This window comes from Draconibacterium mangrovi, assembly GCF_010586825.1.
Classification (GTDB): domain Bacteria; phylum Bacteroidota; class Bacteroidia; order Bacteroidales; family Prolixibacteraceae; genus Draconibacterium; species Draconibacterium mangrovi.
Genome location: NZ_JAAAGB010000009.1, coordinates 23,035 through 47,648 on the forward strand (window position 1 = coordinate 23,035; position 24,614 = coordinate 47,648).

The following is a 24,614-nucleotide window of genomic DNA, read 5'->3' on the forward strand; positions in this document are numbered from 1 at the left end:
AGGAGATGAAAAAATATAAAAAAAGATTATATCTGGTTGTGACTGTTTTTACATTTACTCTCTTGCTTTCCTGGAAGATGGCAATAAAACCTAGTATTGATTTATATTCAAATGTAAAACATCAACAAGATCAGCTGGAACTACTGGAAAATGCTCCTCAACAAATAGCACTTTTAAAAAGAAAACTGGAACTCGTGGAACAGCAAATCGGAGCAGCTGCGACTGATATAAAACAAGAACAGATAATCAATGAAATTTCTCAATACATTAATGAAACAAAACAAATTGATTTATGCCAGTTATCGCCTGTTCACAAACAGCAAAGTGAGAATTATATAATTCAAACTTTTCAATTGGAATTAGAAGGTCGCTTTACACATCTTGTCAAGCTACTTCAATTCTTTGAGCAGAAAAAAAGCATCGGAAAAATAGCCTCAACTGAGTTTTTTCTCCATAATGACAGAAAAAACAAAACGAACAAACTTAGACTAAGATTATATATTCAAACATTTAGCAAACCCGCGCAATTATGACACAAACAGTTACTAAAACAAAATATTTTTTGCACTTACTTGTAATCGTATCACTAATTGTAAACAGTTGTAGCGACTTCATTGAAGAAGATTTGGGTGATAAAACAGTACAGTTGCAATCACCTATAGATGAGTTGGAAACTAAAAGCACAGCAATAAGGTTTTTATGGGAAGATATAGAAGGAGCATTAAAATACAACCTACAAGTTATTAATGCTGTTCTCCCCCAAAGTAACTTATTACTTCTTGATACTATTATTGAGGATAATAGCTGCAATTACATTTTGCCGCCAGGCAAATATCAATGGAGAGTAAATGCGTTTAACAAGGTATCACAAACACCCTATTCGCAACATTCACTTACAATCTTAATACCTTATGATATCAGTAAAGATCAGGTCGCATTGTTATCTCCTTCCGAGGGAGAGATATACAATGAAAACAAAGTAAATTTTGAATGGACCCCTGTTGAAAATGCCACTAGTTATAACATTGTTATAAAAAAAGACGACTGGATTACAGGTACAGAACTATTCAATGATTACCTTCCTATTTCAAATATGACAACAACATTAGCCGACGGAAAATATGTATGGGGAGTTTCAGCAATTGATTCTGTTCATAAAAAATCATCTTCGTATAGCATTCGGGTACTGGAAATAGACAAATACGGTCCGGCAGCACCTACTCCCCTTTTTCCAGTTTGCGATACAATTCTAAATTATGAACAGGTAAAATTTAGCTGGAAAAGTACAGAAGAATCTGTTCGCTATAAGCTGTTCGTTTATAATACTCCTACTGACACAGAACCAACATTTACAGCAGAAACACAAGATACATCGTACCTTCATCAGTTTTCATCCGAATATACATATTATTGGAAAGTAGTAGGATATAATAAAAACGACAAAATAGGTACATATTCTAATCTGGTAAGTTTTAGCCTCAAAAAGGAAGAAATACTTACCGATAAGTCTGTAGAAATTCTATTTCCAACTGAAGGACTAAAAATGGACGAGGTTGTTGTTTCATTTTTATGGAACGAAGTAGATGGTGCAAATGAATACCATGTTCAGATTGCTAATCCTTCTTTTGACGATCCTGTGAAATTAATTTACGATCAACAACTTGAACTAAACCATTTTGAAATTGAACTGGAAGGGGGTGAATATGAAGCCAGAATACTTGCCTCTGACGGTAAAACAAGTACACCTTACAGTACCGTAAAATTTAGTATTACTTCGTTCTCTGACAAAAAAACAGAATTTAGTTTCCCTACTAATAACTCGACGCTGAACTATAATGATCTAACAATAGCATGGAATCAAATTGAAAATGCCACAAATTACCACCTGCAGATTGTCTCTCCTGATTTTTCTTCACCGGATAAACTCATCCATGATGACTGGATTCCAGGAAATAAGGTCAATCTAAGCCTTGCGACCGGACTATATCAGGCATGTATCCAGGCAACTAATGGAAGCTTGCTTTCCAAAGCAGACACCATTCAATTTGAAATAAATAATAATGATCTCAGTGAAACTACTCTACATTTATTAGCACCTGATAATGATAAGCTGATCAATCAAAAAAATATAACATTTAACTGGGAGCAGCTGGATGGTGATGTTATATATGAATTTGTATTAAAAAATGGCAACTGGAATGATGAGAATTTAATTTCGAAGTTTCAAACAGAGAACACGCAGACTTCTGTTTCGTTAGATGAAGGAAACTATTCATGGGGAGTAAAAGCTATTAACAAGATTAACGGCAGCGAGACCACTTTTTCATCACGTGCGTTTTCTATTGATGTAACGCCCCCTAATCCGCCAATGCTTGTCTTTCCCACGCACGATGCGATATTGGAGGATTATTCTGTAACTTTTTCATGGGATGACGGCTCGTCTTCATCAGATGATAATACGTACGAATGGGAACTTTTTAAAATTTCAGGTAGCGGCGCAACTCCAATTGCTTCCGAAAATACAACAAATACTGCCTTTGGCTATTCGCTTAACGATGAAGGAACATATCAGTGGAGAGTAAGGACTAAAGATCCAGCCGGTAATCAAAGTGATTACTCTGCATCGTGGGATTTTACGATTAGCAATGCTCAGGTTGCTGACCTTAGCGACATAAGTACTGTCATACTAGCACCTAAGGATAGTCTCGTTACAACAGAATCCACTCATACGTTCTGGTGGGAAAAATTAGATGGTGCCGAAAAATATGACTTTCAACTGGTAACTCCTTCTTTTGATAGTATAGAATCATTAATAGAGGATACAACACTAACAGATAACAAAATCACCTTAACAATTCCTCCGGGCACATATCAGTGGCGCGTTAAAGGACTCAATTCTATTTCTCAGACTGATTACTCCACTTATACGCTAATTATTAATCCTTCTGAATAACAATGCTAAAAAAGAATAATAAAAGAAATACATACATAATGCTTCCAATTGTTCTTACAATCTGGGGTGTAATATTTTATAAAGTTTTTTTGGGAAATCGAGGAGGGGAAATCGATACAAATCAACTTCCGGCAAGCTTTCAACATGATTTAAAAGACACCTTGGTGACAAATTCCTACGAGCTTGATTTATCTTACGATGATCCTTTTCTTGGGAAAACTTCAATACCAAAAGCCACAAAGAATAGTTCTCCTGAGAGTTCAGGTAATACATTAGAAGAAACTTTAATACTTCCTAATATTATCTACAGCGGCTATGTAAAAAATGAGGAATCAGTTTCAGCATACCTTAATATTGATGGCGAAATAATTATTGCAGAAGAAAACAGAGAATACGCTGATATTAAGGTTGTAAAGATTCTTCCGGATTCAGTATTAGTTTACTTCAAAAACAAACAAGAATGGATAAAAATATAAATCTCAAATTCCTCTTTTCTTTCCTTGTTTTAACCAGTATCATTTGCTCTCAATCGAACTCTTTGAGTGCACAAGATGAATTGTTACGTCATATTACAATAAAAGCAGATGGTTATTGTCACCTTTTTTATGTTCCCTACTCAATTAAAAAAGTTAATGTCGAAGATGATGTAACTTATTATTGGTTTGCAAATGGAGAAGTGCATCAAAATACCGGAGGATATTCCGGTCAACTTCTCCAAAGTATTTATCAGAAAACAACATTTGGAGGATCTCTTATTGAGAAAGGTACTTTTAAAAATGGAGTAAAAGACGGGGTTTGGAAGATATGGGATTTAGATGGAAATCTTGTAAAGATTGAGAATTGGAAGAAAGGATTTAAAGATGGTAAAGCTTATATTATAGATCCAATTACTGAAAAAGAAGTCATTACAGGATACAAAGACGATCAGAAACATGGATGGGAACTTCAATTTCAAAATGATTCATTAATTATGAAGGAGAGGTTTAAACACGGAGTAAAAATAGATTCGGATCGTCATTTTCTCTTTTTTCGCAAAAATCAGTAATGTTATTTCAACAAGTATATGAATCGCTATCTGAAGATAGGAATTACGAAAAAAATCAAAGCCGGTGCTCTTCTTCTGGTTATTGGAATTGCTTTGATTCTTTTTATGCTTATCGGTTTATATCTGCTCAGAAAAGGATTAACCCACCGGTTACTGTCGGCGGCCCATACTGAAGAACAACTTCGATACAACCTTCAAAGCGCAATATCCTTTCTTGAGAACGAGCGTGAAATTCTGACCTCTTATGATTTCAGTTTGTTTCCAGACCTTGGAGATAGTACAACTATTGAAATAAATAATTGGGGATTTTTTGATACCGCGTTGATAAATTCAAGATTAAATAATCAAAATAAAAAGGGAATATTCCTCTTGGGAGGGAACCTTGGGTCTAGAGATAAATTGCCATCGCTCTACCATTCCGATCCGGATCGATATTTGTCAATTGGAGGTTTTACTTACCTTGGTACAAACACTTATCTCCCCCGATACGGAATAAGAAAAGCGTATGTAAACGGAGTTGGTTATTACCGCGATAGTTTAGTTTATGGAGAACAGCATCAGGCACAATTGAAGTTGCCGAATCTTTCCGAGAAGATACTTCTTCGCTATAAACAATTCATGTCAAATCCATCTGCCAGCATCGCAACAATATCCCCTTCGGATGATTATCAATCCCTGGCACTGAAAAGATCATTTTCTGATAAAACCTATTTAATTGAATCAGACCATGACATAGATCTCAGAGACATTTCTTTGATTGGAAATATTATTGTTCATTCTAACGGGAATATTCTTATTGACAGTACAACAACTATTGATCAATGTATTCTTATTGGGCAAACAATAGAAGTTAAAAGCAATTTTAAAGGCCGGGGCCAATTGTTGGCACAAAAATCCATCGTTATCGATGAGAATTGCCGATTTTATAGCCCAAGTATCTTATCGGTATTAAATATATCATCTCAGGGCAAAATAACACTGGGAAAACAAGTTTTTTTAAACGGTACTATTTTATTAAAATCTACTAATTCAGAGTTGGTTGCGGACCTGAAAGTAGAAAATACCTGTAAAATTATCGGACAGATTTACTGTGATGCTTTTTGCGATTTCAATGGTGTGCTATTTGGCTCACTATATACTAATGGTTTTATAAAAATCACACCTAATTCATTTAATCAAAATTATTTGGTAAATGCCTGCATTGATATAGACCGTATGCCCGCAGAATATAGTAGTATCAATATTTTTGATAACGATGCACGATTAAAATACACTGACAAATTATATTAATGGAAACAGAAATGAAAACCAGGAATCAAATCAACTCCTATTTTGTAAAAACACTTAAAGGCTCAACGATGGTTGAAGTGTTGATGGCGATTTTGGTTTGTCTAATTATATTTTCGTTATCTCTATCCATCTTACTAAATATTGAAAAAAACCACAATACCCGTTTAAAACTAAAAGCTGATCTTTTATATGAATTGATAAACAATGATACTGCTCCTTCAATTTCTGAAACCCGAATTACTAACGGATTAAATGTGAGTACAACTTACACGCCATATAATGATTCACGCGAATTATATATAAAATCAGTTGTGATAAGCACTAAATCTGGCAAAAGATTATCAGAGAAACATCTCTTAACCAAAACATTAAATGAAGAAATATTCATTCAATAAAAAAATCAAAGCTTTCACTTTGGTTGAGCTCTCCATAACGCTTGTACTTTCATTAATCGTTGTTGGAATGATGTATCTTGCCCTTCAGATTATAACTCAACAAATCAACCGGAGTGATGATAAAAAACTTGAGGATATTGCATTGGTTAAAATGGCGTTTAATAATGCGTTTTACGATTGCAATGTTATCAGGTATGATGATGAAGCAAAAATTCTCATATGCAATGATTCTCTGAAAACCTACTATTTCTCTTTATATCCCGATCAAATTCTCTATTATACCTCGAATAATTCTAACAAAGATTTATTATTTGAAGGACAATATATGTTTGAAGTTGAAAGCTTAACAAATGAGTTGATAGCTGAAATTATCATTTCATTTCCTTCAAAAGTCGACACTCTTCAACTTTCTGTAAAGAAAGTATACTCGTCCGCAACCTTACTTAATTCTAAAAATATTAGTTTTGAATATTGATTTAAAAAATATAGACATCTCTTCCACACCTGGTTCAAATGATCAGGATGACAAGGAGTCCGGAAAGGATTTAAGTGCCCTGTTTAATACCCAAATCACTTTCACGAAAAAGAAATTTAGTGATGAGAAAAAGGAAGAGTTCTATTCTGAAATAGGAATGCTTCTATCATCAGGACTAGATATTCGAACAATCTTTCATCTAATGCTTGAAGAAAAAAAGGATGACAAACATTTTAAATTTTATAACTCCATTTACGATGATCTGGTGGAAGGTTATTATCTTTCCGAAGCGTTAAAACGAACAAACTATATAACTCCACATGAATACTACAGTGTGAAAATTGGGGAAGAAAGCGGTCAGTTAAATTCTGTTTTAAAAGACCTGAATGACTACTTTACAAGGCGAATTAAACAAAAACGTCAGTTGGTAAGTACATTTAGTTACCCGGTTATGATTATCGTTACCGCGGTTGTGGTTATCACGTTTATGCTTAACTACATTGTGCCGATGTTTGAAGATGTTTTTAAAAGATTTAGCGGCGAACTTCCGGCAATTACCCGTTACATATTATCGGCCTCACAGTTTTTCAAATCCTATATTTTATTGTTTTTGTCGGTACTACTAATTCTTTCCGGTTTTATGTATGCAGTCCGAAAAACAGATCGGTTCCGACACCTGACATCTTCATTGGTTCTCAAGATTCCGATGTTTGGAGCTCTCATAAACAAAATTTATCTGGCACGTTTTTGCCAAAGTATGTCCTTAATGTCTTCCGCCCGTATTCCACTAATCACTGCTTTGGAACTCATGGAGAAGATTATTGGATTCTATCCTTTTGAGAAAGCAATGATTATGCTGGAAGACGATTTAATGAATGGGAAAACACTTCATGAAAGTATGCAGAAGTTTTCCTTTTTTGATATGAAGTTAATTTCGTTGACCAAAGTTGGTGAAGAAGTTAACCGGCTTGCAGATATATATTCCAAACTTAGCCAACAATATTCAGAAGAAGTGCAGCACAGAGTTGGTATACTAAATAGTATGATGGAGCCAATTCTTATTATTATCATTGGGCTGTTCGTTGCAGTAATCCTAATATCAATGTATCTGCCGATGTTCCAGATGGGGAATAATTTCTTTTAGAAACTATAACAGATAAGAATAAATTTCATCAAGCGAAGTATGACCATCTTTATATAACTCAATTGCAGCGTCTTTCAACAATCGAATTTTAATATCTGACTCCCGCTCCAATGCATTTTCTTTTATTAAACCAGACAGTTCTGATGTTACCGGTATTAACTCATAAATTGCTTTTCGGCCAGAATAACCTGTAAACAGGCATTGTTCGCAACCCTGAGCTACATAATGTGTTCTGCTTTCAAACGGCAGTTTTACGGGCAAAACTGTTTTATCAATATCTTCCTCTTGCTTACAATGCGGGCAAAGTAAACGAACCAAACGTTGCGCCATTGACAAATTTAAGGTATTGGCAACCAGGTAAGAAGGAATCCCCATATCCAATAAACGAGAAATGGTTCCCATTGCCGAATTTGTATGAATAGTAGAAAACACAAGGTGACCTGTTAATGCCGCCCTGATGGCCATTTGTGCGGTCTCCTGATCTCGAATCTCACCAAGCATTATAATGTCAGGATCCTGACGTAGAAAAGTCCTTAATGCAGCTGCAAAGTTTAATCCAATGTCTTCCTTTACATGTACCTGGTTTATTCCGTCAATGGTATATTCCACCGGATCCTCAACCGTCATAATATTCACATTCTCGGTATTCAGATGCTTCAGACTTGCATAAAGGGTAGTTGTCTTACCTGATCCTGTCGGACCGCTAATCAAAACAATTCCATTTGGTTTTTGAATAGCCTCCAGATAAGTTTTTAGCTGCTCCGTAGAGAATCCCAGATCTTTAAGTGGAATATTGGCGGTATCTTTATTTAACAGACGTAATACCACCTTTTCACCGTATAAGGTGGGTAGAATAGATACACGAATATCGATTTTATCGTTTCCATCGCGAAAGAATATTCGCCCGTCTTGTGGTAATCTTTTTTCAGCAATATCAAGATGTGCCTGAATCTTCACTTTATTTACCAGTGCCGGATATTTTCCTTTATCGAACTGATAGCGTTCCACCAGTTTCCCATCAATGCGAAACCGGATACGGCTTATTTCCTCAAACGCTTCAATATGAATATCGCTTGAATTATGCATTTTGGCCTCTTTTATAATTTTAGGCAAAAAATCATCATAATTATTGCCAATATCTTCAACCAGGTCAACACTTTTGTTTTGCCTTAATGGATAAAATCTTACCAGAGCACGGTTCAGTTTTTCATGATCTTCCTCTTCAAGTGTAACCTCACTGCCTAAAAGTAATTGAAGTTCTTCCCGAATATATTCTTCATCATTCTCAGCATAAAATACTAATGAGTCAGCATTACCCGATTTGGGAACCACCTTGTAGTTCCAGGCTACTTGCGGAGTTATTAATTCTATTAATTCTTTTCTAATAATTAAATCTGAAACCATAAATAAATCCAGGAATCGTTATACAAATTAATAATATCGAAACTTGAGCCGATCACACAAAACAGAAGAGAAACAGCCCAATACCCGGCCAGGGGAATATTTGTAATTTTCTTTGTCAAAGCTACTGTGATAACACTACCAAGAATGCTAATCACTATTGTTGCAATAAAAAACAAAAGAAAATTAACCGGAGAGAAAACAAGTACCAAAGTAGGTAGCATTGCAAAATCACCTAAGCCTATTGAGTTTTTTAGTTTACCAAATGCACTGCCCGTATAACGTATAAAATAATATAAAGCAGCCCCAGCGGAAACCAAGAGTACCAAACAAACATTTACAAGAATATTTGTCCAGTTAAATCCATCCGGGTGTTTACTTATAGTAAAAGTTATCGCTCCAACAAAAAGAACAATAAACCACCACCAATATACCGATCGGGAAGCAAAATCCTGCCAGGCAATTGCAATAAGACTAATCAGAGAAAAACCAATACCGATTAACATTAATCTTTTTTGATTTCTTTCAGGTTCTTTTCTTCATCAATTTCCCAGATGTTGTAAATGCCATCTCCATCAAAATCGGAAACTGCTGTTGCTCTTGCTTTAAAAGCCCCTGCACTGGCCTCAATAATCTCAATCCGGTAGTTGGCAGTTCCACCATCAGAAACCAGTTTCTCGTGTTCAAAACCAATTGCATCCAGTTCGTTCGAGTATTTGGAGTACATATAAAAATAGCTTTTCTCCATATTATACAAATGCCCCAGCTGCATTTGGGCCTCTGTACTTTTTGCTTTTGAAATTAAGGGCATTAAATTAGGCAGAGCGATTAACACCAAAATACCAATAATTGCTAATACAACTAACAACTCTGATAGTGTAAATGCGTTTAGACGTTTATTCATAATTATGGCTTATAAATTGATTTTAAAGATAATTATTTTGGGCTATATTGGAAGATATTTGACCATAAAAATTGACTGAAAATCTCTGAAAATTAATTGGGACATCCGGTAAGATATTATCTGGAAGTATGAACGTGGGGAGATGCCCCCGTCACGTGATGCTGCTACAAAAATAGCAATGATTCTAAATACTATTGTTGGCTATTTGCTTGGGAAACGGAACAATAAAATTATTTAAAAGACCCAGACATGCTTACACGCCTCAATGAGATTGAAAAAATGGACGAGACCGATAAAGGGCATATCCTTTCTGTTTTCAATGGTTTTATTAAATCTATTAAGCTTAAAAATATTGCTGCTCTATAAAGCAAAACGCCCGGCGATGCCGGGCGTTTCTCTTATCGAGAATAACTTTTATCGTTTTAGTTCTGAGGGAGCCAAAGGAGGAGGAGGAGGAGGTGCAATCAATTTATTATCAATTAATGTGTCAACTGCTTCACCTTTTTCAAAACGAATCCTTTTATCTAAACCTCCATGATATGTATAAAATTCCCATATACTATCTTGCTTCCCATTTAAGAAGTAGCCTATATTTTGAACTTCACCATTATCAAAATATACGGTTCGTTTTCCCTCAAACTCATTGTTCACCATTTGACTTTCAAATTTCAAATTCCCATTCTCATGGAATAATAAAAATGGTCCTTGTAATTCTCCAGCCACATAAAATTGGACGGTTTTAATCACTTTGTTAGGATAATATTCAATCCATAGGCCATTCATTATGGAATCATCCAACATGCCAAGTTCTGTAATTCCGTCATTCTCATTTGTTTGGTTTATGAAAGATATACTACTACTATTGTCAACTTCATTATGACACGCTATTGATGACATAAGAATAATTACAACAAGAAATTTACCTATTGTATTTCTCAACTTGCTTTTCATATTCATCTTTATAATTTTTGTCACCCGTTTTTTTGCTAAGTTCATTGGTCATGCTTTCAAACTTCTTGACATTGCCTTTTCCCAATTCTTTATGGTCAGGAGATGCACTACTGCTGACATTTACCATAGTACTAATAAGGTCTTTTTCGGTAGCATTCCCACTACTGATTTTATTGTCTAACTCTGTTAGCCTGTCTGCATCCTTGTCTGCATGAACAAAACTTTCATGCCCTAACACAACAGTTGCTTCTTTTTCCTCTAAATTAGAATTTAGCTGAATAACTTGTTTAACGCCCTCGCCAGCTGCTTCATGCATTTCAGATTTTGATAAGGTATTAGTTTCTTTGAAAGTTCCTTTTTTAAAGGTTCTATTTAAACCTTTTGCACCGAGGTTATCAGTCGTGGAAATCTGCAGTAAATCTTTTGAGCGGTCGCCTGATTTATCCCAAGAGTAAGACTTACCTCCAACAACCAATTTATCACCAGCATTCATATATCTACCAACAAAGGTTCTTCCTTCTTTCGTTGAAAGCATTTTTTGCAATGAACCTTGATGATTTTTTGATAGATAAGAAACATCTACCTCATTTCCATCAGGGTCAATAAATACAATAGGGTTATTAAGTGCATAAGTATAAGGAGAAGTTCCATAATACTTTTCAGCTTTGTTATCGATTACGTGCCACCTCCCCAACTCCGGGTCATAAAACCTAGCCCCGTAATCATGACACTTAAGTTACACCACCGTTGTAATAAAACACATCATAGAACGTTTTTGCCTAATTTACTACGATAATCGCTCATCATAGTAAATCCATTATATTTGATTTTATTATGATGGGAATAAAAACAAAATCCTTTCTTTTTAAAGAACAAACCTTTTAATACTTCTGCATTTAAATTCCAAAAGAACCATGTCAAAATCAAAAATAATAATATTAGTAAAACAATCATATCAACAGTAAAAGCCCGGCAATTTTACCGGGTTTTCTCATAATATCTCAATAATTAATCTTGTTCAACAGCTGACTCAGAGACTAATGTTTCTGAACCTTTAAATTTGTTATTAGAATAATATTCCTTTCTAATTGTTACTTTTCTTTCTGGGTCAAAATATAGCCGATAGTCCATGTAGTCTTCACCCGCAGAAGCGGGATTATATTTCAAATCATATATATAGCACTTATCGATTTTTATACCATTCATGACTGTGTCTATAGCAATATTTAATACCTGAACAGTAAGACTATCATGATAATCTTTCTCATATTGTGTTTTCCACTTTTCGTCCTTTTGGGCATCAAGTTTTAATCTCACGATACCGTACAACAAATAATCATTATTGGAATAAGGTTCTTTTGACAAGTAACTGTAATGGCTTATATCCTTAATCAGAAAATTACTATCCAAATCAAAATAATGATATTTTAAAACGGTATCTTGGTTTATTTCAAGCACCAAAGAACTGTAGCTATTCTCACTTTTATAGCTAATTTCTTGGACGAAATCATACTTCATCTTTTTCGGAAAATGATTTGTGCAAGAAGTCACCATAAAAAGTATTACAAAAAATGAAATCCTCATTATTTAAATTGTTTTTGAAGTTCTTCAAACATTTTCTCGGCATCATCCCCCGTATAACGTCTCACATTTTCATTCCCATTATTCACCAAGTCATTGACATAATTATTAATTGCCTTCATAAGCACTCCTCTTTCCTTGGAAGACGCTCCTTGAAGTAGTTGTCCAATATATGTATTGTATGTCCCTTTTTCTCCCTTCAAAAATTTAACGTGGTCTAATTCCCCACCTGAAGTATAACTTCCATCTTTCATCTCAATATCTCCTTCATAACCGCCTATCATCTTGAGTCTCCAAGCTATAAATTCATTAGAATTTTCACCAAAAGTTGAAAGGACACTTGAAGCATCACTTATTTTTCTAAGATTGTGAATAAATGACTCATGACCAAAAATTTGAGCGCCAACAATTGACGTTAAACTTTTACTAGAAATTTTTACACTATAAACAAGTTGAAGATTATCACTAATATCTTCTGCTGTTATAGCGTTAATTGGCATATATTTAGCATCTCGCATAAATCCCATATTCGCTCCACCTGTATCATCCATGATATTTGCGTCGCCCTTTGTTCTATAAATATGATTTTTCATACCTCCTGTCTCAAACATGGCTCGCAAGGCTTGGCCTTCTCCGGTATTCATCGCAAGTCTATATGCATGCGACTGTTTTACGGCATTAGAAGGTTTCCAAATTTTTCCATCAGGGTCTATCAAATTAATTGGATTATCTCCTACATATGCATACGGGGAGATATTAACATATTTTTCAGCCATCGGGTCAACCACATGCCATCTCCCCAGCTGCGGGTCATAGAACCTGGCTCCGTAATCATAATTCTCAAAGAACTCGTTCTGTAATTCTTTACCGTTGTATAGGTACTTATTTTTATCCAGATTGTTCTCCGAGAACAGACTTCCAAACGGGTAATACTCTATTACCTGCTCTACCGTTGGTGTTGAGCCACTGTAGCTAACTACCATACGAGTACTTCCCAAATGATCTTTCAGGTTGTAATGGTATTTACCATTGCTCACAAGGTAGTAGCCTTCACTGGTCAGAACACGGTCCAGTGTGCCGTCCTGATATATAAAACTGCCATAATACTCCATTGTACTTGTGCCACCGGTTACTGCTGTTTTACTCCATTTTGTGCCTGCTGCATCATATTCGTACTGCGCATATGATGCCCCCAGAGTATATTTCTTTGGTAAATCAATCTCATCAAAATACTGAATCGTAATTCCCCTCAGGTTATCGGTGGTTGCATTCCCGTTATCATCGTACCCAAAAGTTTTGCCACTTATGGAACCTCCGCTGTAGGTTCCGCTTAATGATGACAATTGGTTTCCTGCATAACTGTAAGTAAGGCTTTCTTTTGTTCCTCCCGATGAGTTCTTTCTGCTTAATGATGTGATATTTCCGTTCCTGTCGTAACCAACTGTTGAAACATCGTAATAAGACTGGTCCGTTACATTCCCGATTGACGTTAACGAACCATAATCTCCTTTGGTCAGGCGATTTAGCCCATCGTAACGAAAAGCATAAGCTGCTCGCTTAGTACTGTTGTTTCGCCAACGGATTCCACTTATATTTCCGTTGTGCTGGGCAAATTCATCCAAATTTACCAGTTCCCCGGGTGAATTATAGTATAATTCTTCAGCAAAATACTTGGTACTTGAATAACTGGCATCCGGATCATTGATTTTGGTTAACCATCCTCGTACGTTATAGGTATAATCAATATCCTGGTAAGTGTTATGCAACTCTTTCTTTTGTAACCTACCTATCTCATCGTAGGTGTTTTGGGCAATGGTTACAAAACCTGCCCCGTTGTAGCTGTGCTCAACCTTGGTAGGACGCCCCATATGGTCGTAACTGTATTTCTCCTCGGTTGTTTTGGCCGTTGCTCCGCTTGTCTTTTTATGGTAAACCTGCTGTTTTATCGGCTGGTTCGTAAAATTGTAAGCTGTTGACGTGCGGTTATATCCTCCATCAGGATTACTTTGGTATTGCTGAATCAGATGCCCAAACTTATCGTAGTAGTTTACAGTGGTTAACCATGTACTGGTACCAAGTACTTTGCTTTTTACTCCGGTAACCAAACCAGTTACATTACCGGTTTGACTATGGTCGGTATATACACTGCTGTAGCTGTATGGTGCTCCCCAGCTGTAATTATCGTAATAGGTTGCAGAAATATATTTACTCTCATCCGATATACGCGGATAGGCATTATTGGTATAGCCCAAAACTGTTGAACCGGCTGATTCATACATTACACTTTCGGAATTAACTGCCGACTGAAGTGTACTGCGAGTGCTCCCCGTCTCGTATTTTCCTGAAAGAATAGCACGGTTAAGTAAATCATATTTTGTGAAAACCCAATAACCGGCCGTTCTTTGTGTAGAAGTCTGCGTCAAAACAAGCCGGTCTCGTTTGTCGTAAACCAGGTATTCCCATCCAGCCCCGGGGAGTTTCTTTTCTATCAGTCTCCCACGTCCGTCGTATTTATACTGGTAACACAACTGGCTTAGTTCTGTTGAAGATACTAATTCATCTTCAACAGCTTTAGGAGGAAGAACAAATCGCAAACGGTTATAATCATCATATACATAATAAGTTTGGTGTTCTGTACTGCCATCCCAGCTCTTCTTTAATACTACATTCCCCTGTTTATCAGTAAATTCTTCTGTACGGGTGGATGAAGTAGTCAGGTTGTTCTCATCCCACAAAGTACTTTTAAAAAGACTTCCGGCTGCATAGTCCGTTCCCTTTGATAATCCATCGCTGCTGTTCACATAAAAATATTCTACCTCGTTGGCAATATTAGTCCCTTGTTTAAACTTTTGCTCATGGTTGGAACCGTTTCGCCAGTTATTACCAGGCATAGCTTGCTTCTCAACACGGTTTAACGGAGATGGCTCATAGACAGTTTGACTGTAAGCAAAATCATCATCTGTTCCCCCGTAATAGTTATACCAATTTGAAGGACTCTCGGGGGCAGCATCATATCCTCCGTTATTGGCTGATGCAAATGGCAAATATTGCTTCTCTTCACGACCAAAGTCATCGTAGACTACAGAGGTAATAATATCTTTGCTTGCATCGCCAGATCCTTTGTACAGATTTGTTTGATCCGGGCGGCCAAGGCCATCAAGATACTGAATCTGGTAAACAGTTTCCCCACCTGTACCATTCTCTGTGCGGGGTGTCGCAGTCAAAATATAATTCTGATCCGATGAAGGTGACGGTGCTCCTGCAGAAGGAGTTGTACCTTCAGCTGTCATTATTACCTCATCCAAAGCCACATCTCCAGCATAAGTTGTTCCACTGGTATAATAAAACCTGATCAACAGGTTTTGACCACAATAACTATCCAGGTTTTTCGTGTAAGACAGCCACAAGTTCCCCTGGTCCCCGGAAAGTGACCATACGGTACCCCAGCTGGAACCGCCGTTGGTACTAGTCTGAAGCTGGAGTGTTCCCATACCTGCCCCGTACATGTGGTATTTAAAAGTTAGTGAAGCACTCGTTTTACCCGCTAATTTGTAAATAGGGCTAAGCAGAATCGCGGTTTTAGACGGGTAGTTGGGACTCGAGGTCTCAACGTAATAATAATAAGTACCTGCATAAGCCGATGATGGCCCGGTTGAACCGGAAGGGGTACTTCCACTGCGTTTTGTCCAGTCAAGGTCGTCACCTGTGGTGTTTATCCAGCTGCTTGTTCCCTCAAATCCTTCGCTGTGAGGTAAAGTTGCGACCTGTGCATGTAACTGCAAACTGATTAAACTTATTAATAAAAGCTTAATTATTTTATGATATTTCATTTGTTCTTGATTTGAATTCGGGTTAATTCTTTTAAAATAACTTCTCCTGATCTTTTCAGATTACGTAAACATTAACTTCAATTTATATTTATTCAGGAAATATTGCACCGTCTTGGGTTACTCCGATGGTAACCGTTTGGGTTCCATCTGTAGTCGCTAATGTAATCTGGCCAGTCCTGCCTGGTCCAGAAACAATTTTAAGCGGTTTAATTAAAATGGAACCATTTCCTGTACCTGAAGAAGGTGTTATAGTGGTTATCCAGGAATCTGTGGTTGTTGCTGTCCAGGAGGTATTTGAGCTTACGGTCACTGTCTGGCTCAATGGTATAGCATCAAAGGTTAACTGACTGGTATTAACACTCAAAGTGGAAGGAACACCAGTACCACCATCTTCACCAGCATAATGGTAATCATATTGCTCTACAATTTCACCATCTGCATTTTTTATCTGGTCAAGCCGCCCAAAAGCATCGTACTCATAGTAGGTGGTTACGCCGTTGGGATCAGTCTGTTCTGTGATACCAATTAAAGGTTTATGAGAATAGGTAATTATCATTGCTGCAGGAGCAACACTTTTCAGACTATTATACAACGTTTTACTTGAGTAAGAATATGTCTTTCCATCTTGCGAACTGACCTGTGAGTAAGTCGCTCCTTGAACCTTGGCCATTAAATAGTTATCCGTCGCATCCCATAGATATGACGTTGTGGTGCCATCTCTACTTGTAATTTGGGTCGGATTACCTTTACTATCGTAATACTCAAATTTTGCCTCCGGATTGGATGAATTATAGTGTGAATCCATTGTTGAACCATTAAAGGCGGTAAAAGTAGTCAAAGGGGAATTCATTTCTACAGAATAAATCTTATCAGGTACATATCCACCGTAATTTGATTTATATGTGGTTAGAGTACTACCTACTACTTTATTATCAACCAAATTTGTCTTCTCAACTGGATAGTTTAACATATGCAGATTCGCCATTGATGCATAAACCCCGGTATTGATATCTTTAGGATAGCGGTAATTTATCTTAATACTACGTCCTTTACTATCATTAAAAGTTTCCTCAGACAACAAAAAATCACTATAATCATAATCATATACTGAAATAATTGTACCATCCTCATAGATATCATATACTTCTTTCCCTGCTAAGATATTCTTTCCCGATTGAACAGTGTACGTCGAATAGTTAAAGTATCTATCCAACGTGTATTCGGGCAAGACGATGTCATAACTGTAAATATCAATATTACTATTAATGTTTTTATTGGCTGATTGTTCAACCTTCAGTCCTTTATAAGTATGAGAGATCTGATTGTATAAATATTTCTCTTCTCTTATTGTAGTGAAGCTACCGTTACTAAAAGAGTAAGAAACCTTTCTTTCAAGTCTCGGTTTATCCCAAGGTCTGTATTTTGTAATATACGATGGCGATCCATTATAAACTTCTCGAGGAATAATATTTCTATTTGATAAAGTTCCTATCTCCACCGAATTTCCCACATTATAGTAATAAGTAGTCTTTCCATTTTGGGATGGCGAAGAACTGCTTGAACTATAGTACTCTGACACACATGGATATTTTATAAAACCGGGTTGTCCAAATATCGATCCGATATCTCCCAACATAGAGGTCGAATAATTTACGATTCTTGCTACTCCAGAAAACGGCAGATTAAAATTCATTTCGATCATTTCTTTAACAAACAGTGATTCCATATTTTGCACCCAAGCCATCGGATACCCACAACCATTCTCTTCCTCTCCATAGGTATAACTTCTTACTAAAGCTTCAGTGTTAATATTATCAGAGCTGGTTATTTTCTGAATTCTTATTCCTGCATTTCTTACCTGTCCCCCACCTACCGGCATATATTTTCCAGACTCATATACATATTCACTACTACCGCCTGTTGGATAAGTAATTCTTTTTAAAGAGAAATAATCAGGGGCCTTGTAGCTTTTTGGCTCTCGCGAAGTTGTAGTGCCAGACATATAAATATCCATAGTCCGATTTTGACAATTTCCATAAGCAGGATCAGATACCAATATCGGATCATCTGAAAATTCTGAGTGAAAGAAAAGTTCTGGCGACGTACTTTCTAGATAGTATCCGTAGTGATCAAATGTAAAATTTGTACTAATATCTTTTGAATAGTAATCAAAACTATATGTTTTGACTGCATTCTGCTCTGAATCATATATCGTTACGTGGTCAAGAAAAATGTGGTTTGAATCATCTGTATAGAAAAATTTTATAGTTTTAATTGACTCTCCACTTCTACTATTAATTTGTATTTTCCAAAGTTGGTTGGCATATAATGGATTTCCACCGGATTCATTATTATAAGTAAAAATAATTTCCTCATCCGGTGCCACAATTTTTTTACAGAAAAAGGTGTTATATCCATTTGAATTATAAATAGAACCGCCTGGTTCTGATGTTACGGTTTGCAGATCACAGTTATAATCATTGGTCTCTCTAACAGAGAAATTTCGAATATTATATGTATAAGCAGGATCATCTCTTAAAACATAATCAAAGTTTACTTTTTCTCCTGTTGGCGTTGTAATCTTATGAATTCCCCATGCAGTAGCAACAAACCCACCATAGTAATTTGAAGCTGCCTCCGTAAAATTTTGGCTCAAAGTATCGTACTCACCATAAGCATATCTATTTCCGCGATCATCTGTAACTTGAATACCTGTAATTGAACCTTGCAACAATGAAGTCAATGAATTACCTGTCACATAATCTATTTGAAGGTTAGACTCTTCAAGAGTCTGTACAATCCCATTTACTCTGTCCTGTATTATGAATTCACCTGAACCTCCTGGTGAAGAAAAAACAAATTCATCAAATTCACCATCAAGTTGTCCATAATTTGACAAATCTGACTCACGCACAAACTTTGATAAATAACGATCTCTATTAACTTTAAGCTGAGGATCATTGTCCAAATTAATTTGGTTCTCATAATTCAACAAGACGGTGGAAAAATCAGTAGGCATTGATACTAATTCATCAGCATATCCGCGAATGGTCCTTGAAATCCGATATCCAGGATTCAAAACCCAACCAACCCCAACACTGCCGTTTTTTTGATGATATTTGATACCAGAAGCATGATAGGACAAATTAATTGGAATTGACTGATCCTTAAGATTTATCGTGTATAGTGGGATTGATATTTCAGGCATCCCATTATAGTAGGAGACTTCCTGCTTTACATATTTATCAAATTCCGAGCTTGTTGGTGATGGAGGAATAATATTTGCGTTATAAATACTTTGTTGAGCACTGGCAATATGAAGTGTATGTAATATTGTAAATAATAGCAGAATATATTTATTCATGAGTGTTCTTTTTTAGTTATAAATACTTAGACAAATAGAATCAATCTATTTAATGAGTTATGTTTATGTCTGTTGTGCAGGTTCGTACTTCCTTTAATCAAATAATATAGTTATGGCTATGATTGAAAATTGTCAAGGAAATAATAAGATGATTCTCTCCTTGGTTTAATCCAAAAGCCGGGTAGAAATACCCGCTGTCCCTTATACATAGTTTACAAAATAGCCTCCATATGGTGTAATTGGTGCAATGAATAGAGGAAGAATGTCTTCGCTCAATCATTGATAGGACATTGATTTATGTGCCGAAAAATACAGCCAAAATATTTTTTTAAACATAGTTTCAAATGGTTTTAACTTCCCTCATTAACAAAAATTCTAATTGACAATATGGAATTCATTAATGAAATTAAGTCAGAATGAATTTGATGATTCTCTTAATTAACCACTACATTGTTTTTTAGGACAGTGGCGATGGTTTGGTTAGAAAGCAAATTTTTTTTCGCTTTTTATAAACAATCAGGAAATGATATATTTGTTTTATCCTGAGCTTTTCTTTAGTTTTTTTCATAAGATGATTTTTTTATGGGAACTGCAATTCCCGTTAATAATTTATTATTAAATATCTTCGTATCTTTAATGATTACCTTACATTACCTGTGCTGAGATAATTTAGCCTAACAATTTTTTGAATATTAATAGGAAGAAAATCTCTTGAAAGGAGATATGTGTAAATCGGGCCTTAAGTTGTTTTTCATTTGGTTAATTAATGATATAGAGTTTGCAATTAACAACAACCAAACATAAGAAATTATTTATAAAATAACAAAAAGCAAGATTAAGTTTTTCTGAAACACAATTAAAGTGAATATCGTTTTCATTTTTCAATGCAGAGATAAATTCTTCTAAACCGGTTGATGTATCACTAAAACGGAATACATTCATGTGGTTGTTTATAAAGCTACCAATAACAAGTTAATGATTTCGGGAGGGGTATGAAAGTAGTTAAAATCGCATTTTTCAGACTGTTCGTAAATAGATTGTATTGTTGCGCTGTTTTTGAGTTACGCTTCAAAACATCATGTAATTCCATGACCGCTGGAAACAATCCAACTTCGGAATCGGGCCACCGGGCAATATCCGACAGATTTTCCACCGGAATAAGAATACATTTTAAAGCCCCGAAACCGGAATATTGTTTCAGGGCTTTTGTTTCTTCTGCCGTCGGATTCCAATTTTCTTTCTCCAATCGAAAGCGAAGCTTAATGGCTTCAATATTTGCACGCAGGTGCTGTTCTATATTAAAGCTCATGTTCTTCCAGCCAGATTTCGATAGCTCCGGTTAGCTCGGTGTACAAATCGTTGAACTCAGAGCTAAAAGCAAACTCATCATTTAACCTGTATTTTTCAAAAACCGGAACTGCTTCCTGCAGAAACCGAACGGCAAATTCTTTAGCTTCTTCCAATGGGATTATTCCAGGAAACTCATTCCAGATAATAGTTACAAGGGTATCGTGTTTTGAAAAGTGAAGCCCTTTGTACAATTCTTTATGTGCCAGTTCTTCTGCTTCCTGGTGGTTGTGCCCATTTTTAACAGCCTGCGAATAGCATTCTGCCGCAAGATCACTACGGGTATTCAGCAGATCGTTATCGTCTGTTAACTCAGGATGACTTTCGTATAAAAAGTGAAGCAATGACAACTTAAACCATGAGAGTTCTTTAGGTGTTGTTTTCATGACTTTGAAATTTGAATTTTAAAATGTTGTGAAATGAAGAGGGAAAATAAGCGCCTGGAGTTTATCCGAACGCTCTGATAAAAAGGAAATTCTATTGAATTGGATTTTACATGGAGTGCGATTTGGCCCGGTTTCGTTTTGTGCTCTGCTGACGTTCTGACGGATTCACCTGATCCTTTTTCAACGCCTCTTTTACATCTTTGGTCGCCTCATTGGTTTTACCTTCAGAATTAACAGCTACCTGGGTTTTGCTCTTGTTATCGGGTATTACTTCTGCTCCTTTGGTTTGGGCTTTATCAGGATTCCATTTGTAAAAATCCAGTTTGCCTTTTTCGTCGTTGACCTTTATGTAGGCGTTAAACTCTTCGCCTTTTTTGTCTTTCATTCCGGATACATAGATGGTTTCCCGTTTTTCCAGCTTTTGTTGCTGGTCCTCGGTTAGTTCCTTTCCCAAAAGAGAATTGGGAATACGCACCTGTTTTTGTTCGTTTTGGTTTTGCCCTTGCTGCTGTTGATTATCAAATCGGAAACCTATACCACGTTTATCGGCATCAATTTGCAGGTGAGCATTAAACTCTTTTCCACTACGGGCTGTCATTCCTTCCATATAAATTGAGCGTCCTTCGGCCAGCTCTTTCTTTTGGTTTTCATCGAGCTTCACACCTTTAATTTCTTCGGGGATTTTTATTTTATCAGCTCGCGCGGCAACAAGTTCGTTGGTGAGTTTATCAATGGATAAAAATACCGGTGTGCTCTCTCCCTCTTTATACTGTGGTTGCAAAATTCTTCCGGCATTTCCGGTTTTCAGCAGGTTTTGTTTATCCTCTTCAGTTAAGGTGACACCAAAATACGGACGGTCGAGTTCGGGATTGTTGCGAACCGCATGAACAGCCAGTTTAAAATCTCCATTTTCGTCCTGACGAAATGCCAGCCGTGCATCGGTTCGGATGTTCAGATTATCGGTTTTAATGGTAATCGGAATCAAACCTGGTGACTTCTGGTAGTTTAACATGGGTTCAAGATTTTTTGTGTTTTTCAGAAAATCTTTTGAGACACCTAGCATTTCCAATTGCGACCAATCAACTTTGTTCTCATCAATCAGATTGGGCACTTTCTCCTGAGTTTGTTCTTTCGAAAAGTCCCCGGATTTTACCTCATGCTTTTCCAACATCTCTTTGTTGGACGGGGTATCCGGTTTCTTTAACATCTTTTCCAGAACGGTTGCTGTCTTCTCAACCAGGTTGGCCGGTACTTTGTAAAACTGAAAATCGATGGGATTTTTATACTGGCGATTGAAATTGGTGAAGAAGTTCTCCAGCGGATTGCTGTGCCTGTCAATTTTTAAGAAACTTCCTGCATTCGCTTGTTTAGGAGCCTCTGTTTTTAGTTGACCTTTTTCATCAAAACCACTTACAGCTTTTAGTTTGTTTTCGTTTTTCTCTTTAACCAGTAATACTTTCTGGTCATTGTTTTTTTGTTCCATAATACATTTCTTTTAATGATTTAAAAGCGAATGTATTTTTGATTTAGCGACTTCGAATCAAACTGGCCGCAATTGGCGTTGAACGGGTGAAGTTGGCTTTACAATCTGGTTTTTGCTAATAATTTATCATATTCGTCTTCTAACTTATATCTGCTATAATCTTCTATATCCGTTTTTAACTCTTCTAATTTTGGAATACAACCAATTGTCATTTTAAATTCATCGTCAATTTTAGATACAGATACTGCAAGTTCTTCCATTTTTTCTTGCAATTCCTTAACTCGTGCTCTGGTCATTCTATTCATTTCTATTTTAACATCATCGGTAAATTGAATATCTGATTTAAATAAATGGAACTCAAACCCATCGTTACTCTTAAAACCAAGGCTCAAAGCTGACCTTTTTGAATTCTCATATTTCTTCTCACCTAAATCAATTTCATTGATCGTAATCCGAATTTTTTCTTTGATTTTAAATATGTGAGGTAATATTGTATTGCTCATAGCTTTAAATAAATGACCTTGCTTACGGTACTTTTTTAACACGTATGCATGGAGGTCATCTAAATCTTCCATTACCAATAAAGCTCCGACATAGAGCGAACTTTCATTCTTTACAAAATAAAATTGTTCCCTTTTATCACGATATAATCGCCCTGATGAGTTGAAACCAAGTTTTACTTTATGCCAAACAATTCCATATTCAACATTTTCGGAGAGTTTCTGGAGAAAGATATCCTCTTTATCTCCATCATTTAATTTGTTAATTATCGTCTTTATTGATTTGTTATGCATTCCACACTCTTAATATTCTGTTTTAGTAAAGTTATACATAAAATTCTTCCTATGCCCCAGCATTTCTCAAATCGCATTTTCATGCACACCGCTGCTCATGATTCGCAGTTTCCCGGTGGATTGAAACTGCTCAATCGAAAAGCCTTTGCATCGCACGGCAAAATAATCCCTTACATTTATTCCAGGGATACATTTGCCTTCTGCCTGCCCCTATAAAATTCAATTTAACGTTACTATGCCTCCGGTAACTTCATTCGAGGGAATTTTTCCGAGCCTAGCCGGAACACTCCCAGCATTCAGTAACCTCCGGCACCGCACACAAGAGTAAAGCTTTCATTTCTTTTCATTCAACCTGTTCTCACAGACCTCATTTCAGTACATTCAAACTTTACACTTGTTTTTGCCTCCACTGGATTTAGAATAGTAGCTTACTGACTTTTGAAAAAGTACAGTTATCATTTTACTCAATTTATAGATTCTTCTTTCCCGCATTCCAATTTAAGAATGTGCTTTCCGTCCGGCCATTGTTGTTCTGTTGGCAAAATAAAGACCATGTTTTTGGAGCCTGCAAGTTCAGGCCTGCTGTTTTGCAGCAAATCTCCAACCTCCTGGCGTCGAATAGTATTTCCTGCAAAAAACTTGCAGGTCCAACACGCCTTTTTTAACCGGGCCACAAAACAACAACGACCGACCCGATGGAAAGACGCATAATATTAAACGAATGAAATATGGAAAAGAAGAATAGAAATAAATATTTTGAAAATGGAAGTAAAGAAAAACAAAACTCACTCTCCTCCGGAATCCGCATAGGTGAGTTTGGAATTGTTATTGTACTGCTCATAACATCACAATTATCAACCTTTTAAAACTGCCCAAATGAGAGAGAAAGCTAACAAATTACCGTTTCGATGGATTTTAAGAATCATTGTTATCGTACTTTCATCTTATATTACCGGATTAAGTTTCTGGTATTGTTTACTGGCTTATATCGCAATTCTGTTCCTGATTGAATTTGCTAAAAATATGATCGTAGTTATCCTTGGTATTGCCATAGTTGTTACGGTAACTCTTGCCATGTTTCTTGGATTGATAGCGCTTTAATCTTTTATAAGAATAGTTTTAATACATCATAACGCAGAGCCGTTTCGCCCTGCTTCTTTTTTCATGAGCCTGTGCGGTTTGAAAGAAGCAAAAAACCGTGAAGAAGTAAAAGTGGAGATAAGGAAACAGCATTAAGATTGATTCTATATCTTATTTTTTGAGATATAATT

Annotated in this window: 21 protein-coding genes and 1 pseudogene; 10 read left to right on the top strand and 12 right to left on the bottom strand. The window is 36.2% G+C overall.

Annotation, left to right across the window (positions count from 1 at the left end):
• Window positions 1–5 precede the first annotated feature (5 nt).
• From G4420_RS18750 to G4420_RS18785, 8 genes are read left to right on the top strand one after another with little or no spacing between them, the layout of a single operon-like run.
• Complete coding sequence (locus G4420_RS18750; protein ID WP_163325482.1) at window positions 6–533, top strand: hypothetical protein; 528 nt, start codon at window positions 6–8, stop codon at window positions 531–533.
• Window positions 530–2,953, top strand: a complete 2,424-nt coding sequence (locus tag G4420_RS18755) for a hypothetical protein (protein WP_163325483.1) — start codon at window positions 530–532, stop codon at window positions 2,951–2,953. The genes G4420_RS18750 and G4420_RS18755 overlap by 4 nt, the downstream gene beginning before the upstream one ends.
• A 38-nt stretch (window positions 2,954–2,991) precedes the next feature.
• A complete protein-coding gene (locus tag G4420_RS18760; RefSeq protein WP_163325484.1) occupies window positions 2,992–3,429 on the top strand; it encodes a hypothetical protein in 438 nt (145 codons plus the stop codon).
• On the top strand, window positions 3,414–3,998 hold the full coding sequence (locus G4420_RS18765; protein ID WP_163325485.1) for a toxin-antitoxin system YwqK family antitoxin: 585 nt from the start codon (window positions 3,414–3,416) through the stop codon (window positions 3,996–3,998). The genes G4420_RS18760 and G4420_RS18765 overlap by 16 nt, the downstream gene beginning before the upstream one ends.
• 18 nt (window positions 3,999–4,016) lie before the next feature.
• The gene (locus tag G4420_RS18770) at window positions 4,017–5,288 is read left to right on the top strand and encodes a hypothetical protein (protein WP_163325486.1); all 1,272 of its coding nucleotides are present in this window, start codon (window positions 4,017–4,019) and stop codon (window positions 5,286–5,288) included.
• Window positions 5,288–5,683: a hypothetical protein gene (locus G4420_RS18775; RefSeq protein WP_163325487.1), complete on the top strand. Its 396-nt coding sequence runs from the start codon at window positions 5,288–5,290 to the stop codon at window positions 5,681–5,683. Before G4420_RS18770 ends, G4420_RS18775 begins: the two co-directional genes overlap by 1 nt.
• Window positions 5,661–6,158, top strand: a complete 498-nt coding sequence (locus G4420_RS18780) for a type II secretion system protein (RefSeq protein ID WP_163325488.1) — start codon at window positions 5,661–5,663, stop codon at window positions 6,156–6,158. The genes G4420_RS18775 and G4420_RS18780 overlap by 23 nt, the downstream gene beginning before the upstream one ends.
• Window positions 6,148–7,302: a type II secretion system F family protein gene (locus G4420_RS18785; protein WP_163325489.1), complete on the top strand. Its 1,155-nt coding sequence runs from the start codon at window positions 6,148–6,150 to the stop codon at window positions 7,300–7,302. Before G4420_RS18780 ends, G4420_RS18785 begins: the two co-directional genes overlap by 11 nt.
• 3 nt (window positions 7,303–7,305) lie before the next feature.
• Here the strand turns inward: G4420_RS18785 and G4420_RS18790 are convergent, their stop codons facing one another.
• The 12 genes and pseudogenes from G4420_RS18790 to G4420_RS18845 form a co-directional block, all read right to left on the bottom strand.
• Entirely contained in the window at window positions 7,306–8,706 is a 1,401-nt protein-coding gene (locus tag G4420_RS18790) for a GspE/PulE family protein (RefSeq protein WP_163325490.1), read from the bottom strand.
• Window positions 8,691–9,209, bottom strand: a complete 519-nt coding sequence (locus tag G4420_RS18795) for a hypothetical protein (RefSeq protein ID WP_163325491.1) — start codon at window positions 9,207–9,209, stop codon at window positions 8,691–8,693. Before G4420_RS18795 ends, G4420_RS18790 begins: the two co-directional genes overlap by 16 nt.
• Complete coding sequence (locus G4420_RS18800; protein ID WP_163325492.1) at window positions 9,209–9,607, bottom strand: type IV pilin protein; 399 nt, start codon at window positions 9,605–9,607, stop codon at window positions 9,209–9,211. Before G4420_RS18800 ends, G4420_RS18795 begins: the two co-directional genes overlap by 1 nt.
• Window positions 9,608–10,021: 414 nt before the next feature.
• Entirely contained in the window at window positions 10,022–10,564 is a 543-nt protein-coding gene (locus G4420_RS18805; RefSeq protein ID WP_163325493.1) for a toxin-antitoxin system YwqK family antitoxin, read from the bottom strand.
• Window positions 10,527–11,276, bottom strand: a pseudogene (locus G4420_RS18810) (RHS repeat-associated core domain-containing protein); the annotation flags it as partial. The pseudogene G4420_RS18810 and the gene G4420_RS18805, both read right to left, overlap by 38 nt.
• Window positions 11,277–11,566: 290 nt before the next feature.
• Window positions 11,567–12,076 (bottom strand): hypothetical protein, encoded by a 510-nt coding sequence (locus G4420_RS18815; RefSeq protein WP_163325495.1) that lies wholly within the window; start codon window positions 12,074–12,076, stop codon window positions 11,567–11,569.
• Window positions 12,077–12,141: 65 nt separating this feature from the next.
• Window positions 12,142–15,969, bottom strand: a complete 3,828-nt coding sequence (locus G4420_RS18820; RefSeq protein WP_163325496.1) for a DUF6443 domain-containing protein — start codon at window positions 15,967–15,969, stop codon at window positions 12,142–12,144.
• Window positions 15,970–16,057: 88 nt separating this feature from the next.
• Window positions 16,058–19,333, bottom strand: coding sequence for a hypothetical protein (locus G4420_RS18825; protein ID WP_163325497.1), 3,276 nt, complete (start codon window positions 19,331–19,333; stop codon window positions 16,058–16,060).
• 958 nt (window positions 19,334–20,291) lie between these two features.
• A complete protein-coding gene (locus G4420_RS18830) occupies window positions 20,292–20,642 on the bottom strand; it encodes a hypothetical protein (protein ID WP_163325498.1) in 351 nt (116 codons plus the stop codon).
• Window positions 20,632–21,066 carry a DUF1896 family protein gene (locus tag G4420_RS18835; RefSeq protein ID WP_163325499.1) on the bottom strand — a complete coding sequence of 145 codons (435 nt, stop codon included), beginning with the start codon at window positions 21,064–21,066 and terminating at the stop codon, window positions 20,632–20,634. The genes G4420_RS18830 and G4420_RS18835 overlap by 11 nt, the downstream gene beginning before the upstream one ends.
• Window positions 21,067–21,172: 106 nt before the next feature.
• A complete protein-coding gene (locus G4420_RS18840) occupies window positions 21,173–22,549 on the bottom strand; it encodes a DUF4099 domain-containing protein (protein WP_163325500.1) in 1,377 nt (458 codons plus the stop codon).
• Between the two features lie 98 nt (window positions 22,550–22,647).
• Window positions 22,648–23,343, bottom strand: a complete 696-nt coding sequence (locus G4420_RS18845; RefSeq protein WP_163325501.1) for a hypothetical protein — start codon at window positions 23,341–23,343, stop codon at window positions 22,648–22,650.
• A gap of 728 nt (window positions 23,344–24,071) precedes the next feature.
• Between G4420_RS18845 and G4420_RS18850 the strand changes: the two genes are divergently transcribed.
• The gene (locus G4420_RS18850) at window positions 24,072–24,209 is read left to right on the top strand and encodes a hypothetical protein (protein ID WP_163325502.1); all 138 of its coding nucleotides are present in this window, start codon (window positions 24,072–24,074) and stop codon (window positions 24,207–24,209) included.
• Window positions 24,210–24,219: 10 nt separating this feature from the next.
• Window positions 24,220–24,444, top strand: a complete 225-nt coding sequence (locus tag G4420_RS18855; protein ID WP_163325503.1) for a hypothetical protein — start codon at window positions 24,220–24,222, stop codon at window positions 24,442–24,444.
• Window positions 24,445–24,614 lie beyond the last annotated feature (170 nt).

Coding starts and splice junctions, on each gene's coding strand:
- G4420_RS18750 (WP_163325482.1), top strand. CDS start 6: ATGAAAAAATATAAAAAAAGATTATATCTGGTTGTGACTGTTTTTACA.
- G4420_RS18755 (WP_163325483.1), top strand. CDS start 530: ATGACACAAACAGTTACTAAAACAAAATATTTTTTGCACTTACTTGTA.
- G4420_RS18760 (WP_163325484.1), top strand. CDS start 2,992: ATGCTTCCAATTGTTCTTACAATCTGGGGTGTAATATTTTATAAAGTT.
- G4420_RS18765 (WP_163325485.1), top strand. CDS start 3,414: ATGGATAAAAATATAAATCTCAAATTCCTCTTTTCTTTCCTTGTTTTA.
- G4420_RS18770 (WP_163325486.1), top strand. CDS start 4,017: ATGAATCGCTATCTGAAGATAGGAATTACGAAAAAAATCAAAGCCGGT.
- G4420_RS18775 (WP_163325487.1), top strand. CDS start 5,288: ATGGAAACAGAAATGAAAACCAGGAATCAAATCAACTCCTATTTTGTA.
- G4420_RS18780 (WP_163325488.1), top strand. CDS start 5,661: ATGAAGAAATATTCATTCAATAAAAAAATCAAAGCTTTCACTTTGGTT.
- G4420_RS18790 (WP_163325490.1), bottom strand. CDS start 8,706: ATGGTTTCAGATTTAATTATTAGAAAAGAATTAATAGAATTAATAACT.
- G4420_RS18795 (WP_163325491.1), bottom strand. CDS start 9,209: ATGTTAATCGGTATTGGTTTTTCTCTGATTAGTCTTATTGCAATTGCC.
- G4420_RS18800 (WP_163325492.1), bottom strand. CDS start 9,607: ATGAATAAACGTCTAAACGCATTTACACTATCAGAGTTGTTAGTTGTA.
- G4420_RS18805 (WP_163325493.1), bottom strand. CDS start 10,564: ATGAATATGAAAAGCAAGTTGAGAAATACAATAGGTAAATTTCTTGTT.
- G4420_RS18815 (WP_163325495.1), bottom strand. CDS start 12,076: ATGAAGTATGATTTCGTCCAAGAAATTAGCTATAAAAGTGAGAATAGC.
- G4420_RS18820 (WP_163325496.1), bottom strand. CDS start 15,969: ATGAAATATCATAAAATAATTAAGCTTTTATTAATAAGTTTAATCAGT.
- G4420_RS18825 (WP_163325497.1), bottom strand. CDS start 19,333: ATGAATAAATATATTCTGCTATTATTTACAATATTACATACACTTCAT.
- G4420_RS18830 (WP_163325498.1), bottom strand. CDS start 20,642: ATGAGCTTTAATATAGAACAGCACCTGCGTGCAAATATTGAAGCCATT.
- G4420_RS18835 (WP_163325499.1), bottom strand. CDS start 21,066: ATGAAAACAACACCTAAAGAACTCTCATGGTTTAAGTTGTCATTGCTT.
- G4420_RS18840 (WP_163325500.1), bottom strand. CDS start 22,549: ATGGAACAAAAAAACAATGACCAGAAAGTATTACTGGTTAAAGAGAAA.
- G4420_RS18845 (WP_163325501.1), bottom strand. CDS start 23,343: ATGCATAACAAATCAATAAAGACGATAATTAACAAATTAAATGATGGA.
- G4420_RS18850 (WP_163325502.1), top strand. CDS start 24,072: ATGGAAAAGAAGAATAGAAATAAATATTTTGAAAATGGAAGTAAAGAA.
- G4420_RS18855 (WP_163325503.1), top strand. CDS start 24,220: ATGAGAGAGAAAGCTAACAAATTACCGTTTCGATGGATTTTAAGAATC.